The organism is Acidovorax temperans (assembly GCF_028596105.1).
Taxonomy (GTDB): domain Bacteria; phylum Pseudomonadota; class Gammaproteobacteria; order Burkholderiales; family Burkholderiaceae_C; genus Acidovorax; species Acidovorax temperans.
Map to the genome: position 1 here is coordinate 350756 of NZ_CP117193.1, position 13529 is coordinate 364284.

At 67.4% G+C, this 13529-nt stretch carries 12 protein-coding genes; 5 read left to right on the forward strand and 7 right to left on the reverse strand.

What is annotated here, in order from left to right; translation table 11 throughout:
* Window positions 1–43 precede the first annotated feature (43 nt).
* Together PQV96_RS01560 and PQV96_RS01565 are read left to right on the forward strand one after the other, a co-directional pair.
* On the forward strand, window positions 44–1333 hold the full coding sequence (locus tag PQV96_RS01560) for a THUMP domain-containing class I SAM-dependent RNA methyltransferase (protein WP_207373813.1): 1290 nt from the start codon (window positions 44–46) through the stop codon (window positions 1331–1333).
* Complete coding sequence (locus PQV96_RS01565) at window positions 1323–1808, forward strand: putative toxin-antitoxin system toxin component, PIN family (RefSeq protein WP_207373814.1); 486 nt, start codon at window positions 1323–1325, stop codon at window positions 1806–1808. Before PQV96_RS01560 ends, PQV96_RS01565 begins: the two co-directional genes overlap by 11 nt.
* A 51-nt stretch (window positions 1809–1859) precedes the next feature.
* Here the strand turns inward: PQV96_RS01565 and PQV96_RS01570 are convergent, their stop codons facing one another.
* A complete protein-coding gene (locus PQV96_RS01570) occupies window positions 1860–3572 on the reverse strand; it encodes an ABC transporter ATP-binding protein/permease (protein ID WP_273624349.1) in 1713 nt (570 codons plus the stop codon).
* A 330-nt stretch (window positions 3573–3902) separates the two neighbouring features.
* Complete coding sequence (locus PQV96_RS01575; protein ID WP_273624350.1) at window positions 3903–4736, reverse strand: BUD32 family EKC/KEOPS complex subunit; 834 nt, start codon at window positions 4734–4736, stop codon at window positions 3903–3905.
* Window positions 4737–4974: 238 nt separating this feature from the next.
* On the opposite strand from PQV96_RS01575, the gene PQV96_RS01580 reads away from it, so the two are divergent.
* A complete protein-coding gene (locus PQV96_RS01580; RefSeq protein ID WP_273624351.1) occupies window positions 4975–5838 on the forward strand; it encodes a UPF0149 family protein in 864 nt (287 codons plus the stop codon).
* A gap of 320 nt (window positions 5839–6158) precedes the next feature.
* On the forward strand, window positions 6159–7667 hold the full coding sequence (locus tag PQV96_RS01585) for a SulP family inorganic anion transporter (RefSeq protein ID WP_273624352.1): 1509 nt from the start codon (window positions 6159–6161) through the stop codon (window positions 7665–7667).
* Window position 7668: 1 nt separating this feature from the next.
* Here the strand turns inward: PQV96_RS01585 and PQV96_RS01590 are convergent, their stop codons facing one another.
* The 4 genes from PQV96_RS01590 to PQV96_RS01605 form a co-directional block, all read right to left on the reverse strand.
* Window positions 7669–8157, reverse strand: a complete 489-nt coding sequence (locus tag PQV96_RS01590) for a nuclear transport factor 2 family protein (RefSeq protein WP_273624353.1) — start codon at window positions 8155–8157, stop codon at window positions 7669–7671.
* Between the two features lie 103 nt (window positions 8158–8260).
* A complete protein-coding gene (locus tag PQV96_RS01595) occupies window positions 8261–8824 on the reverse strand; it encodes a CinA family protein (protein WP_420482178.1) in 564 nt (187 codons plus the stop codon).
* Entirely contained in the window at window positions 8821–9369 is a 549-nt protein-coding gene (locus tag PQV96_RS01600) for a phosphatidylglycerophosphatase A family protein (RefSeq protein ID WP_273624354.1), read from the reverse strand. The genes PQV96_RS01595 and PQV96_RS01600 overlap by 4 nt, the downstream gene beginning before the upstream one ends.
* Entirely contained in the window at window positions 9366–11015 is a 1650-nt protein-coding gene (locus PQV96_RS01605) for a DUF4139 domain-containing protein (RefSeq protein WP_273624355.1), read from the reverse strand. Before PQV96_RS01605 ends, PQV96_RS01600 begins: the two co-directional genes overlap by 4 nt.
* Window positions 11016–11188: 173 nt before the next feature.
* Between PQV96_RS01605 and PQV96_RS01610 the strand changes: the two genes are divergently transcribed.
* The gene (locus PQV96_RS01610) at window positions 11189–12484 is read left to right on the forward strand and encodes a ferredoxin reductase family protein (RefSeq protein ID WP_273624356.1); all 1296 of its coding nucleotides are present in this window, start codon (window positions 11189–11191) and stop codon (window positions 12482–12484) included.
* A gap of 45 nt (window positions 12485–12529) precedes the next feature.
* Here the strand turns inward: PQV96_RS01610 and thiL are convergent, their stop codons facing one another.
* Window positions 12530–13504 (reverse strand): thiamine-phosphate kinase, encoded by a 975-nt coding sequence (gene thiL, locus PQV96_RS01615; RefSeq protein WP_273624357.1) that lies wholly within the window; start codon window positions 13502–13504, stop codon window positions 12530–12532.
* Window positions 13505–13529 lie beyond the last annotated feature (25 nt).

Consider the following 13529-nt stretch of genomic DNA (forward strand, 5'->3'; position numbering starts at 1 on the left):
CTGCCTTGCGTACCATGCACCGGCACCACCAGAGGTACCCCCTATGAACCAACTCCAACTTTTTCTCCCCTGCGCCGCTGGTGTCGAGGGCTTTCTGGCCGACGAGGTGCACGGCATCACCGGCCTCACGGGCAACGACCTGCTGGTGGGGCGCGGTGGCGTGCTGCTGCGCAGCTCCTGGCGCCAGGCGCTGCAGCTGAACCTGCACAGCCGCCTGGCCCAGCGCGTGCTGGTGCAACTGGCGCACCGCATGTACCGCTCTGAAAACGACCTGTACGCCCTGGCCAGCGACGTGGCCTGGGAGATCTGGTTCACCACGCGCCAGAGCTTCAAGATCGAGGTCACAGCCCAGCACAGCCCGCTGCAGAGCCTGAATTTCGCTGCCCTCAAGGTCAAAGACGCAGTGGCCGACCGCTTCCGTGCCAAGACCGGCGTGCGCCCGGATGTGAACACGCAGTGGCCCGACGTGCGCATTCACATGCACCTGACCACCGACGAAGCCACGATCTACATCGACACCTCGGGCGAGCCGCTGTTCAAGCGCGGCTGGCGCGAGGACAAGGGCGACGCCCCCCTGAAAGAAACCCTGGCCGCTGCGATGATCGCTGCCAGCGGCTGGGACCCGCACGGCGAGCACCCCCAGCCCCTGTACGACCCCTGCTGCGGTAGCGGCACCATCGTGGTCGAGGCCGCGCAGATCGCCTGCCGCATTCCCGCTGGCATGTTGCGCCGCTTTGCGTTTGAAAAGCTGTTGCCGTTCCAGGCACACGTCTGGACTGCTATCAAAAACGAAGCTGATGGCGCAATCTGTGAAAGCCCTGTGCCCATTTTTGGCAGTGATGTGGCCCACCGCATGGTGGACTTTGCCCAGCGCAACGCCGAGCGCGCGGGCGTGGCCGGTGCCGTGCAGTTGCGCGGTGGCGATGCCCTGCAGCGCATGCCGCCGTGCGAGCAGCCCGGTGTGATGCTGCTGAACCCGCCCTACGGCGAGCGCATTGCCGCAGCCGGTACCGCCGGGCGCAACGCCAACGAACGCGCCGCCGAGCGCGCCCTGGGCGCCAGCGTGGGCCGCGAGGCTGCGCACACCGACGATGGTGGCGAATTCTTCGCCCAACTGGCCACGCACTGGAAAAAGAACTACAGCGGTTGGACGGCCTGGATGCTCACGCCCGACCTCAAGCTGCCCAGCAAGATGCGCCTGAAAGAATCGCGCCGCGTGCCGATGTGGAACGGCCCCATCGAATGCCGCATGTTCCGCTTCGACATGGTCAAGGGCACCCTGCGTGAGCGCCCGAACAAGGCCGAGGGCGGCGGGGCACAGCATGCAGGTTGAGCTGCACCTGCCCGCCGAAGGCGTGCCAGGCGCACCTGCGCGCCCGGTGGTGGTGGACACCAACGTGGCGCTGGATCTGCTGATCTTCAGCGACCCGCGCACCGCCCCGCTGCGCACCCTGCTGGCCCAGGGGCGCCTGGACTGGATTGCCACGCAGGTCATGCGCGATGAGCTGGAGCGGGTGCTGGCCTACCCGCACATCGTTTCGCGCATGGACTTCTACCGCGTGGATGCGGCGCAGGTGCTGGCCGCCTTTGACGCACAGGCCCGGCTGGTGGAGATTGCCCCCCGCGTGGCCTACGTGTGCAAGGACGCGGACGACCAGAAGTTCATTGACCTGGCCGCCGCACACCGCGCCATTTTGCTGAGCAAGGACAAGGCCGTGATCTGCATGCGCAAGCGCCTCCTGACGCTGGATGCCCACGTGGCCACCGCGCTGGTGCTGGACGAAAGCCCGGCCGCAGCCGCTGCTTGAAAGCTGCAGCCGCAGTTGGGGGCCAGACGGCTTTGCTCCGCACCGCTCCCTTTATTCGTCGAAGCTGAAGTCGGCTGCCGCCACCAGTTGCCAGGCGCCGTCGCCCTTGAGCTGCAGCACCTGCGTGTGGTGCCGCAGCACGGCAGGGCGGTGGGCAATGCTCACCAGCGCCATGCCCGTGGCCCGCAGGCGTTCATACAGCGCTGCCTCGTTGGCGCTGTCCAGCGCGCTCGTGGCTTCGTCCAGGATGACGATGCGGGGCGTGCGGGCCAAGACCCGCGCAAACGCCAGGCGCTGCTGCTCGCCGGTGGACAGCAGCTTCTCCCAGTCGTGCGACGCATCGAGCCCACCCACGCGTTCAGCCAGCGAGCCCAGTTGCACCTCGTCGAGCAGTTCCAGCAACTGGTCGTCAGTCAGCTCTGTGGTTTGGCTGGGATAGATGATCTGGCTGCGCAGGGTGTCGGGCTGCAGATAGGGGCGCTGCGGCAGGAAGAACATGTCTGCGAGGGGCGGATGCTGCACGGTGCCCTGGCCTGAGCGCCACAGCCCTGCCATCGCGCGCAGCAGCGAGCTTTTGCCGCAGCCACTGGGGCCGGTGATGAGCAGGGCGTCTCCGGCGGCCAGGGTGAGAGAAAGGTCCTGCACCAGCAGGCGGCCAAACTGCGGCGTGTGCAGCGTCAGCCCCTCCAGGGCCAGGGTGTCGCCCTCGCGGGTGATGATCTGGGCGCCATCGTGGGGTGCCGGGGCTGCGTCCTCGCTGGTGGGCGGTTCCGCCCAGGGCGTTGGGGCCGCAGGTGTTTTGAGCACGACCTGCGACAGGGCGTGCAGGCGGTCAATCCCGGCGACGAAGCGGCTGAGGCTTTCGAAGTTGTCCACGATCAGCGACACGGCGGCCAGCACCGCCGCAAAAGCGCCCGCCGCCTGGATGGCACGCCCCACCTCCAGCTCGCCACTGAGCACGTCGTTGGCCAGGATGATGGCAGGCAGCACCAGCGTGAGCTGGCTGAACCCGCGCTGGTACAGGTTGAGCGAGCGCTGCTTCTTGATCAGCTTGGCAAAGTTGCTGAACACGGCCTCGAACCTTTGGTTGAGCTGGGCGCGCTCCTGGGGCTCGCCCCGATAAAAGGCGATGGACTCGGCGTTTTCTCGCAGGCGCATCAGGCCGAAGCGGAAATCGGCCTCGCGCCGGATCTGCCAGAAATTGAGCCGGATGAGCGGCGCCCCGAACAGGTACAGCGCGCCAAAGGTGCCCAGCAGTGCGTACACCGCCAAAAACGCCACCAGCGTGTGCGAGATGGACCACAGCACCGCGCTGAACGCGACCAGCTGCATCAGCGAGCCCAGGAAGATGAGCAGGAAGTGCGTGGAGCGGCCGGTGAAGGTGTTGATGTCTTCGCTGATGCGCTGGTCGGGGTTGTCGATGTCCCGGGCGTTGCCGATGTCGTAGTACTTGCGCTCGCTCAGGTAGCCATCCAGAAAACGGTGCGTGAGCCAGCGGCGCCAGTGGTTGGAGAACGCATCGCGCATGTAGTAGTAGAAGGCGTACACGGGCACCGCCACTGCCACCACCATCAGGCTGGCGCGCACCGCGCTCCAGAAGCGGTCCACCTGCTTGGCGGCCAGGGCCGATGTGAGTTCACCGGTCTTGTCGATCAGCATCACGGCGAGCTGGGTCTCCAGCACCATCAGGCCAACCAGCAGGGCCAGCAGCCCCCAGGCCATGCGTTTCTGGTCGCCCAGCCAGTAGGGGCGAGCCACGCTCATGAACTGCTTCCAGGCAGACCAGGAGAGCGTGGGCGGGCGTCGGCGACGGGCTTTTGGGGTGGGTTGCGGCGCGGCTACAGGGGCAGCCGCCGTGTCGGTCAGGGCTGTCGCAGGAGTGGTGTCTGGCATATAACGGTGGAAAAATAAGGGTGCGAAGCAGCTGGCTGAACCATAGGGGATGCGCCCACCCCGCACCTGTCAGCCAAAGCCGACTCGGCAGCTCAGACCGGCGCGCGTACCGAGTCTGGCCTTTTGCCTTTTCGCTTTTGCTCCCGATGTTTCTTCCACGACTGCGGGCACCCCAGAGGGTGCGCTGCCCGTGGGCGCATGTCAGGGGCGCAGCAGATCGTACGCCGCCCGCACCCGCTGCACATCACGCCCCAGCTTGCGGCTTTGGGGCAGGTGGCGGGCAAAACGCATGCGGTGCATGGTCTGCTCCATTACCTCTTGCAGCGCCGGGCCACGGGCCTGCAGCCACTGCGCCCACAGCGGGCGGGCATCTTCCAGCGCGCCACACTGGCGCAGGTAGATGGCGGTGGAATGGGCGTAGCACAGTGCATCGCGGCCATGGCACAGCGGCAGGGGCAGCACGGCGGTGGGGTCGTCTTCAAAGTCGATGTAGCCCACCACGCCGTCGGGGCAGCGCACCAGGTTGCGGGCAAAGGCCTGGCTCAGGCAGGTGCCCTGGTTGTGTACCAGTTCAATGGCACGCAGCCCTTGCAGCCACAGGCGCAGCACGGCCTCGGGGCCTGCGGGCACGGCGGCCTCGATCTCGTTGCCGAGCGATGGCGTTTGCTCTGCCGGCCGCCCCAGGTGGCGCATGATGAAACCGTCTTCCTGCGCTGCCAGCACGGTGGGCACGCGCAGCCCGCGTGCGGCCAGATCGCGCAGCCGCCGCACTTCGGTGGCAATGGCGGTGCGGCCGCCCAGGTTGGGCACTGGGTATAGCACCGGCAGGCCAAACAGCGTGGCCAGGGCCCCCAGCACCCGGTAGCGCGCCATGCCATGGGGCGTGTTGGCTTTTTTCACCCACACCTGCTCATCGCCCAGGCGGTAACTGGCCACGTTGAACTGCTGCACGGCCAGCTGGCGGGCCAGATAGGCGGCATAGTCCACAGGCGGCTGGGGCGCTGCAGCGGGCTGGGTGATGGTGGGCAAATTCATGAAAGCGCAGGGCACGGCTGCACCACGGTGCGGGCCTGAAAACGGGGGCACAGGCTCTTTGAAAAGGTTCTCAGGGCACCGGTGGGCAAGGGCGCTATTGTGCCGCTGTCGCGGCCGTGGGCTGGCCGCGGGGTGTGCTGCCGGATAAACTCGCGGCCTCGGCGTTGCGCCACCACGCTGCCGCACCTGCAAGGCCCAGCGCACCCCGCCTGCCCCTTCGCCCTATCGGAGCCCACCCATGAATCCCACCGAATCCACTGCGCCCCAGGGCGATACTGAACTGACCACCACTTCCTCGGCTGCCGCCCCGGCGCTGGGCTTGACGGCTGCCGAGCTGGAAGAACTCGACAACCTGCTGGACGACCTGCGCACGCGTGGCGAAGAAATCCCGCAGTGGGAGTTCTGCGATGGCTTCATGACGGCCGTGATCTGCAGCCGCCGCCCCATCGCCCCCGCCGAATACCTGCCCATGCTGCTGGGCGATGGTGCCGAGCTGGAAGTGGCCGAAGGCGAGCCGCTGCCGCTGCTGCCCGCCTTTGCCGATGCTGCCCAGCAAGCGCGCTTTCTGGAGCTGTGGGACCGCCGCTGGAACGAGATCGTCACCCAGCTCGACACCGACGTGAAGACGCTGGACGACGAGCGCACCTTCCAGCCCGAAGCGATGGACATGCGCGGTGCCGTGGCCAGCCTGCCTGAGGCCGAGCGCGCCGAAATGGAAGGCCAGGAAATCCCATCCTTCGGCCAGGTGTGGGCCCTGGGCTTCATGTTCGCTGTGGAAAACTGGCCCGAAGACTGGGCCGCCCCGCGCGACAAGGAAGCCGCCCAGTGGCTGGACGATGCGCTCGACAGCATCGTCGCGCTGACCGAAGACGACACCGGCAAGCCCGAAGTCTGCATGTACAACGAAGACGGCCCACCCAGCACCAGCCAGGCGCGCGTGGAAGCCTTCGGCGAAGCCATCTGGGCCGTGTACGACCTGCGCCAGCTGTGGAAGAGCATGGGCCCGCGTGTGGAAACCTTGCGCAAGGTCCCCGAGCCCGGCCGCAACGATCCTTGCCACTGCGGCAGCGGCAAGAAGTACAAGAAGTGCCATGGAGGATGAGTACAACCCCCTGAGGCGCTGCGCGCCTTCCCCCTTCTCTCGAATCGCTATGCGATTCGGGAAGGGGGACGCCACCAGCGCCCGCAAGCGAAGCGCCGCTTGAGCGGCTTGGCGGCCCTTGCGCGGTGGCCGCTGGTAGGGCTGCGCGCACTGAAGAGATCGGGATTGATGCGAATGTGTGGCCCCTATCCTCGGTGAGATGTATTGTGTTTTGCTATTGAGTTTGTAGCTGCTTGCGCTTTATAGATAAGCGCTAGAGCCTGTTTTTGTTTGATATGTCTCGCAGCGCGCCTTCGGGCGCGCTTTGCTTTGCAGCTTCCATGAATCCATCTTTCCTCACCCGCCTGCGCGCCGAATGGGCGCCCAGCATTCCACGCGAACTGCTGGCCGGGGCCGTGGCCACGTTTGCGCTCATTCCCGAGGTCATCGCTTTCTCGTTCGTGGCCGGGGTCGATCCTTCAGTGGGGCTCTTTGCCTCGTTTGTCATCAGCCTGGTCATCGCCTTCACCGGCGGGCGGCCCGCCATGGTGTCGGCCGCTGCGGGCTCGGTGGCGCTGGTGGCCGCGCCGCTGGTGCAGTCGCACGGGCTGGGCTACCTGCTGGCGGCCGGGCTGCTGGCTGGGGCCGTGCAGGTGGCGTTTGGGTTGATGAAGCTGGGCGTGCTGATGCGCTTTGTGTCCAGCTCGGTGCGTACGGGGTTTGTGAATGCACTGGCCATCCTGATCTTTGCCGCGCAGCTGCCGCACCTGCACGGGGCCAGCGCAGCCACCTGGGGCGCGCTGGCGCTGGGGCTCGCGCTCATCTACGGCCTGCCGTGGCTGGGCCAGCGGCTGGCATGGCCTGCGCTGTCCGTGATCCCGTCACCGCTGATCTGCGTGGTGGTGCTGACGGTGCTGGCGTCGGCTCTAGGCCTCAAGCTGACCACCGTGGGTGACCTGGGGCAGTTGCCCGATGCGCTGCCCGTGTTTGCGTTGCCGCAGGTGCCCGTGTCGCTCGACACCCTGCGCATCATCCTGCTGCCCGCGCTGGCGATTGCCATGGTGGGCCTGCTCGAATCGGTGCTCACCGCTGCCGTGGTCGATGAGCTGACCGACACCCCCAGCGACAAGAACCGCGAATGCGCCGGGCTGGGCGTGGCCAACATCGCAGCCAGCTGCTTTGGTGGCATTGCTGGCTGCGGAATGATCGGCCAGGCCGTGGGCAACGTGAAGTACGGCGGGCGCGGGCGCCTGTCCACGCTGTTTGCCGGGGTGTTTCTGCTCATCCTCATGGTGGCGCTGAAAGACTGGGTGTCGCAGGTGCCGGTGATCGCGCTCGTGGCCATCATGGTCATGGTGTCGGCCGAGACGTTCGAATGGAAATCGCTCGGCGCCCTGGTGCGCCACCCGCGCCTTTCCAGCGCCGCCATGCTGGCCACCGTGGCCGTCACCATCGCCACCCACAACCTGGCCGCTGGCGTGGCCGTGGGCGTGGTGCTCAGCGGCGTGTTCTTTGCCTTCAAGGTCTCGCGCATGCTGGACGTGCGCGTGCACGACGACCCGCAGACCGGTCAACGCACCTGGCAGGTGTCCGGCCAGGTGTTCTTTGCCTCCGCCGATGCGTTCATCGAGGCGTTTGACGTGCTGGGCGCCGAAGGCCGCGCGGTGGTCATCGACGTGACGCACGCCCACTTCTGGGACATCACCGCCGTAGCCGCGCTCGACAAGGTGGTGGAACGCCTGCGCCACCACGGCTGCACGGTGCAGGTGCTGGGGCTGAACGCGGCCAGTGCCGTGTTGATTGACCGCATGGGTGGCGCGGCAGAAGCCCGCGCCACGGATGGCGCCTGAATCAGCCCTGTGCCAAAAACTTCTTCAGATTGGCCGCTGCCGTGCTGCGCACTTTGCGCTTCAGCGAGGGCGACCAGCCCAGCAGCAGCCCTGGCAGCCCCAGAGCCTGGCGCGACCAGCGCCAGAAGTTGAAACGGTCGCGGTGGGTGGCGATCAGCCCGTCGGGTGTGAAGGTGAAGGTGCCGTCGATGATGTTGTGCACCGCGCGGCCGGTAGCGCTGAAGAGGTAGTGCGCCTCCCAGTGCGCGCGGCCGCCGTTGGCGTCGGCTTCGATGCCGCTGTACTCCAGCTTCCAGTGCTTGGCAGCGGCGGGCTTTTGGGCGGCGCTGCACAGCATGCGCCACATGCCGCCGATCTGCTCGCGGCCTTTCAGCGAAAAGGCCTCGTCTTCAAACATCGCATCCGGCGCATAGCAGGCGGCCATGGTGGCGTGGTCAAGCTGGCTGAAGGCGGTGTAGAAGCGTTGCAGGGTCTGGGCGTTGGGGTGCATGCGGTCTCCTCCTGAATGTGGGGGGCATGCTACCCGCAGCGCGGCGGCTGCAGTGCCGCCTGGGCGGCGTTGCCTGTGTTTGTCTGGATGACTTTCCGTTGAATTAGCGGGGTGCAGGCGGGGGTGTTTGCAATAGGGCGTTCAACCGCGCGCACGCCCAGGCCAGCGTCTGCTGGCGCACAGCAGCGCGGTCGCCGTCAAAGCGGCGGGTGGCGGTGGTGATGTTGCCGTTCACGTTCCAGCCAAACCACACGGTGCCCACGGGCTTGTCGGCAGTGCCGCCGGTGGGGCCCGCAATACCGGTGACGGCCACGGCCACTTGCGCGCGGGAATGGGCGACGGCGCCCAGGGCCATGGCGCGGGCCACGGGTTCGCTCACGGCGCCGTGGGTGGCGATCAGCCCGGCAGGCACGCCCAGCAGTTCGGTCTTGGCCTCGTTGGAATAGGTGACGAAGCCGCGCTCAAACCACTGGCTGGAGCCTGCCAGGTCGGTGCAGGCGGCGGCGATCATGCCGCCGGTGCAGCTTTCGGCGGTGGCCAGCATCCAGCCACGGGCCAGCAGGGTGGTGGAGATTTGAATCAAATTGGCCTCCAGCGCTTGATTTGTAAGCGCTGGTAGCTCACTTTTTGATAGTGGATGAGGGGTGATGGGCGCTGCGGGGTTCATGCGAAGAACCTCCACAGTGCAATGACCAGCAGGGTACAGAAGGCTGCCACAAAGTCGTCGAACAAGATACCCCAGCCACCGCGCCAGCCAAAGCCTTTGAACAGGCTGTCAGCCCACCCCACGGGGCCGGGCTTGGCGGCGTCAAAAAAGCGGAACAGGGCAAAGGCCACGATCTGGCCCATGAGGCCCATGGGCATGGCCAGCCACAGCACGAGCCAGAAGGCCACGATTTCGTCCCACACGATGGCGCCGGGGTCGGCCACGCGCAGGTTGCGTGCCGTGGTGGTGCAGGCCCACCAGCCCACCAGCGCGCCGCCTGCAATCAGCAGGCCCATTTGCGCAGCACTGAGCCAGGGCATGAGCACCAGGAACGACATCCAGCCCCACAGCGTGCCCACGGTGCCGGGGGCCAACGGAGAGAGGCCGGAGCCAAAGCCCAGCGCTATGGCGTGGGCCGGGTGTGCCAGCATGAAGGCGGCGCTGGCGCGGCGCGGGGCGGCCACGCCAGGGGCTGCTGCTGCAGAAGTCGGGGAAGCGAAGGTCATTGGCGTTCCTGTACGTCCAGGTCTTTGGGGTGGCGGATGGTGTGTTCTGCGCTGAACTGCGCAGTGGCCCCGGCAGCCAGCGGCTGCTGCCAGGCCACGGTGCCAGGGTTGCGGTTCCAGGCCAGGTCGGTGGGCTGGGGCTGGTAGCGTGATTCCACCTCGATCTTCTCGTTGCGCGAGACGGGCGCGGCGTGCAGCACTTGCAGCGTGACGGGTGTTTTGTGGCGGTTTTCCACGGTGTAGGCGCGGCGGGTGCGGCGCTCCACGCGCGAGCCGGTGAAGCCTGCGCTGCCCGTCAAATCCTGCACGGGCTCGGCGCGCACGGTCACCAGCTCGTCGCGCCCAAAGGCCAGGCTGCTGGTGCCGTTGGCGCTGGTGGCCGCGGCAAAGTCGATGCGGCCCGTGCCCACAAAGGCGCCGTCGCGGTACAGGTTGGCATTGCCCGCCGGCCACACGCCAGGGGGCGGGGCCAGTTCGGCCACCAGATAGGCGGCTTCTTCCATGGCAGGCGCGGTGCGGGTGATGAGGGTGGCGGGCGCGGTGTAGCTGCCCAGGGCCAGCGTCACGCGCTGGCCGTTGGAGGGCACGGTGATGCGCTGTGGCACGGCAAATTCGGTGGCAAAGGCTTTGTCGGTGCTGGTCACTTCAAAGCTGGGCAGGGCGTCTTCGGCCACGCTGCGGCGCGCTAGGGGCGATGCGGGGGCAGGGGCTGCCATGGCCATGGCGGGCACCGGGGCGGCCTTGGGGGTGGGCGGTGCGATGTCCAGCGTCCACGGGCGGGGCAGGCGGCCCTGGGTGGTGCGGCCGGGCTGGCCGGTGGAGAGGGTGAGCTGCACGTTGCTCCAGTCCTCGCCGCTGTTTTGCGCCACCAGGGCCTGGCGTTCCAGCAGCACGCTGGGTTTGGCGGCATCGAGAGTGGCGCGGTAGGTGGGCTGCCAGCCGGTGCCGCGCACCTGGTAAGACAGGCGCAACTCGGCCTCGCGGTCGGTGGCCAGCGTCACGGTGATGGAGACCACCTGCGCCCGCTGGCTGGCGGTGCGTTCGCGCTCCGCGGCCAAGGGCTTGAGGGCCAGCTCCAGTGCCTCTTGCTTGCGCTGCAACTGGTGCGCGCGGGTTTTCGATTCGTGCGCCGACTTGCGCAGCGCGTCGGCGGTGGCAGCGATCTGTGCGGGCGTGGTGGCTTGCAAGCGGCCGCCGGGCGCTTCAGTGCCAGCTCCCCCGGTCGCTACGTTCTTCAGGTAGCCATCGACCAGTTGCAGCGAGGCGGCTTCGGCCTTCACGGCGGCGATCTGGTCTTCCAGCTCGCGGATGCGGCCATCGAGCGGGCTGGCGCAGGCGGCCACCACGTCGCGGTCTTCGGTGCGCACATTGAATTCGCCCACGCGCACGGCGGGGTCGGCGTTGATCTGCAGGCTTTGCGCATCGAGCGACGCAGGCAGGCAACCCAGCGTGATGCTGCGCGCACCGGCGGGCACCTTGGCTACACGTTCCACCGTGGCGCTGCCGGGGTACACGGTGACGCGGGCAATCCGCGAAGTCACTGGCGAGGCAGTGTCTTGCGCCAGGGCCGGGTTGGCGGCAGCCACCCAGGCAGCGGCCAGCGCAACGGCGGCGGTGGAGGCAAGAGGGCGCAGGGATGGCTTCACGGTGGGGCTCCGGTAGCGCAGCGCAGGGCGTGCGGGGTGTTGGGGTGGGCGAATCCTAGCAGCGAGAGGGCGCGGCGCTGCCCATCTTTACGGCTTGTTTATGTCGGGTTAAGGCGCCCTTCATCCCCCAGGGCTATCGTGAGAAGTCTCATAAAACAAATACAGGGTCGATGATGAAGAAGGTTCTGGGAAGCACGCTGGCGCTGGCGGTGTTGTTGTGGGCGATGACGGTGCCGTGGCAAGACCCGGCCATGAATGTCTGGTGGTGGCGCAACCAGATCCTGCTGCTCACCGGGCTGGGGGGCTGGGCGTTGATGTCGCTCATCATGGTGCTGTCGCTGCGCCCGGTGTGGCTGGAGCGGCCGCTTGGCGGCATGGACAAGATCTACCGCCTGCACAAGTGGGCGGGCATTGGCGCCATCGTGCTGTCGCTGCTGCATTACGGCACGCAGCTGTCCAAAGACCTGCTGATCACGCTGGTGGGCCGCCCGGTGCGGGGGCCGCGCGCGGACTGGTGGCTCAACACCTTCCGCCACCTGGCGGAAGACATGGGCGAGTGGGCGGTATGGTTCCTGGCCGCCATGCTGGTCATCACGCTGTGGCAGCGCTTTCCGTACCACGTCTGGCGCTATCTGCACAAACTGCTGGCTGGGGTGTACCTGGTGCTGGCGTTTCATGCGGTGGTGCTGGTGCCGCCCGCCTGGTGGGCGCAGCCTGCAGGCGCCTTTGTGGCCGTGGCCTCGCTGGTGGGGGTGCTGTGCGCAGTGCGTTCGCTGGCCGGGCGCATTGGCGGCAGCCGCCGCCATGCGGCCCAGGTGGTGGATGTGCAGGTGCACCCCAGTGGCGTGGTCGAGCTGGAATGCCAGGTGCAGGGCGCCTGGAAGCATCGGGCCGGGCAGTTTGTGTTCTTGACGTTGCAGGCGGGCGAGGGGCACCACCCCTTCACGCTGGTCAACGCCGATACCGGCGACGGCCGCCTGCGCTTTGCCATCAAGGCGCTGGGCGACTACACCGCGCGACTGGCGCAGCAGGTGGCCGTGGGCCAGCAGGTGTGGGTGGAAGGGCCGTACGGGCGATTCGACTTCCGCCAGGACCGTGCCCCCGAGCAGGTGTGGGTGGCCGCAGGCATTGGCGCCACGCCGTTTGTGGCCTGGCTGGAATCGCTGGTGGCCAACCCGGCCCAGGCCCCGGTGGTGCAACTGCACTACTGCGTGCGCAACGCCCAAGAGGCCGTGTTTGCCGAGCGCATGCAGCAGCTGTGCGCGCAATTGCCCAGCGTGACGCTGCACATCCACCACAGCGACGTCACCGGGAAGGTGGCCGCCGATGCGCTGCTGGCCAGCGCCGGGCCCCAGGCCAGCGTGTGGTTCTGCGGGCCGCAGGGCTTTGGCCAGGCGCTGCGCGACACCATGCAGCGCCTGGGGCGCAGGCAAGGGCGCTTTCACCAGGAGCTGTTTCAGATGCGCTGAGCGGGGCGCCTTCTTCCGGGGCGCTCCCACAGGGCGCTCTGGCTGTCAGGCGAAGTGATCAAACGAGGCGAAGCGGTTTTCTACCGGCATGCCTTGTGCATCCACCAGCCGCAAGCCCGGTGCAGCTTCCACCTGGCCAATGCGCGTGACAGGTGTCTGGCTCTGGGTTGCAGCCTCTGCCACGGCGGCGCGGTGCTGGGGTGGGGCGGTGAACAGCAGCTCGTAGTCGTCACCCCCCGCCAGGGTGCATTGCTGCAGAAGTTTTTGCTCAAATTGGCCTCTAGCGCTTGATGGGAAAGCGCCAGCAGCTATCAATTTAATAGTTTCATCGGTGCGGATGCAGGCACCCACGCCAGACGCTTTGAGGATGTGCCCAAAGTCGCCCAGCAGGCCGTCGCTCACGTCCATGGCGCTGCTGGCAATGCCGCGCAGTGCCAGGCCCAGCGCCACGCGGGGTGTGGGGCGCTCCAGCCGCTGGCGGGCCTGGGCCAGCAGTTCGCCTGGCAGGTGGATGTGGCCGAGCAGGGCTTCCAGCGCCAGGCGTGCATCGCCCAGCGTGCCGCTCACGTAGATGTCATCACCCGCGCGCGCGCCGCTGCGCAGCAGGGCCTGGCTCGCAGGCACTTCGCCAAATACGGTGATGCAGATGTTCAGCGGGCCTTGCGTGGTGTCGCCGCCCACCAGCTCGCAGCCGTACTCATCGGCCAGCGCCAGCAAGCCTTTGGAAAAACCAGCCAGCCATGCTTCATCGACTCGCGGCAGCGCCAGTGCCAGCGTGAAGGCCAGCGGCCTGGCCCCGCAGGCCGCCAGGTCCGACAGGTTGACGGCCAGTGCCTTGTGGCCCAGGGCCTCGGGGTCTACATCGGCAAAGAAGTGGCGGCCTTCGACCAGCATGTCGCTGCTGATGGCCAGTTGCATGCCGGGGCGCGGGGCCAGCAAGGCGCAGTCGTCGCCCACGCCCAAGGCGGCGTGGCGAACGGGGCGCGTGAAGTAGCGCGCAATCAGGTCAAATTCACCCATGGCCTGATTGTCGGCGGGTTGAGGC

What these genes read in the sequence shown, in the direction of transcription:
- PQV96_RS01560 (WP_207373813.1), top strand. Translation starts at nt 44, where the DNA reads ATGAACCAACTCCAACTTTTTCTCCCCTGCGCCGCTGGTGTCGAGGGC.
- PQV96_RS01565 (WP_207373814.1), top strand. Translation starts at nt 1,323, where the DNA reads ATGCAGGTTGAGCTGCACCTGCCCGCCGAAGGCGTGCCAGGCGCACCT.
- PQV96_RS01570 (WP_273624349.1), bottom strand. Translation starts at nt 3,572, where the DNA reads ATGAGCGTGGCTCGCCCCTACTGGCTGGGCGACCAGAAACGCATGGCC.
- PQV96_RS01575 (WP_273624350.1), bottom strand. Translation starts at nt 4,736, where the DNA reads ATGAATTTGCCCACCATCACCCAGCCCGCTGCAGCGCCCCAGCCGCCT.
- PQV96_RS01580 (WP_273624351.1), top strand. Translation starts at nt 4,975, where the DNA reads ATGAATCCCACCGAATCCACTGCGCCCCAGGGCGATACTGAACTGACC.
- PQV96_RS01585 (WP_273624352.1), top strand. Translation starts at nt 6,159, where the DNA reads ATGAATCCATCTTTCCTCACCCGCCTGCGCGCCGAATGGGCGCCCAGC.
- PQV96_RS01590 (WP_273624353.1), bottom strand. Translation starts at nt 8,157, where the DNA reads ATGCACCCCAACGCCCAGACCCTGCAACGCTTCTACACCGCCTTCAGC.
- PQV96_RS01595 (WP_420482178.1), bottom strand. Translation starts at nt 8,824, where the DNA reads ATGAACCCCGCAGCGCCCATCACCCCTCATCCACTATCAAAAAGTGAG.
- PQV96_RS01600 (WP_273624354.1), bottom strand. Translation starts at nt 9,369, where the DNA reads ATGACCTTCGCTTCCCCGACTTCTGCAGCAGCAGCCCCTGGCGTGGCC.
- PQV96_RS01610 (WP_273624356.1), top strand. Translation starts at nt 11,189, where the DNA reads ATGAAGAAGGTTCTGGGAAGCACGCTGGCGCTGGCGGTGTTGTTGTGG.
- thiL (WP_273624357.1), bottom strand. Translation starts at nt 13,504, where the DNA reads ATGGGTGAATTTGACCTGATTGCGCGCTACTTCACGCGCCCCGTTCGC.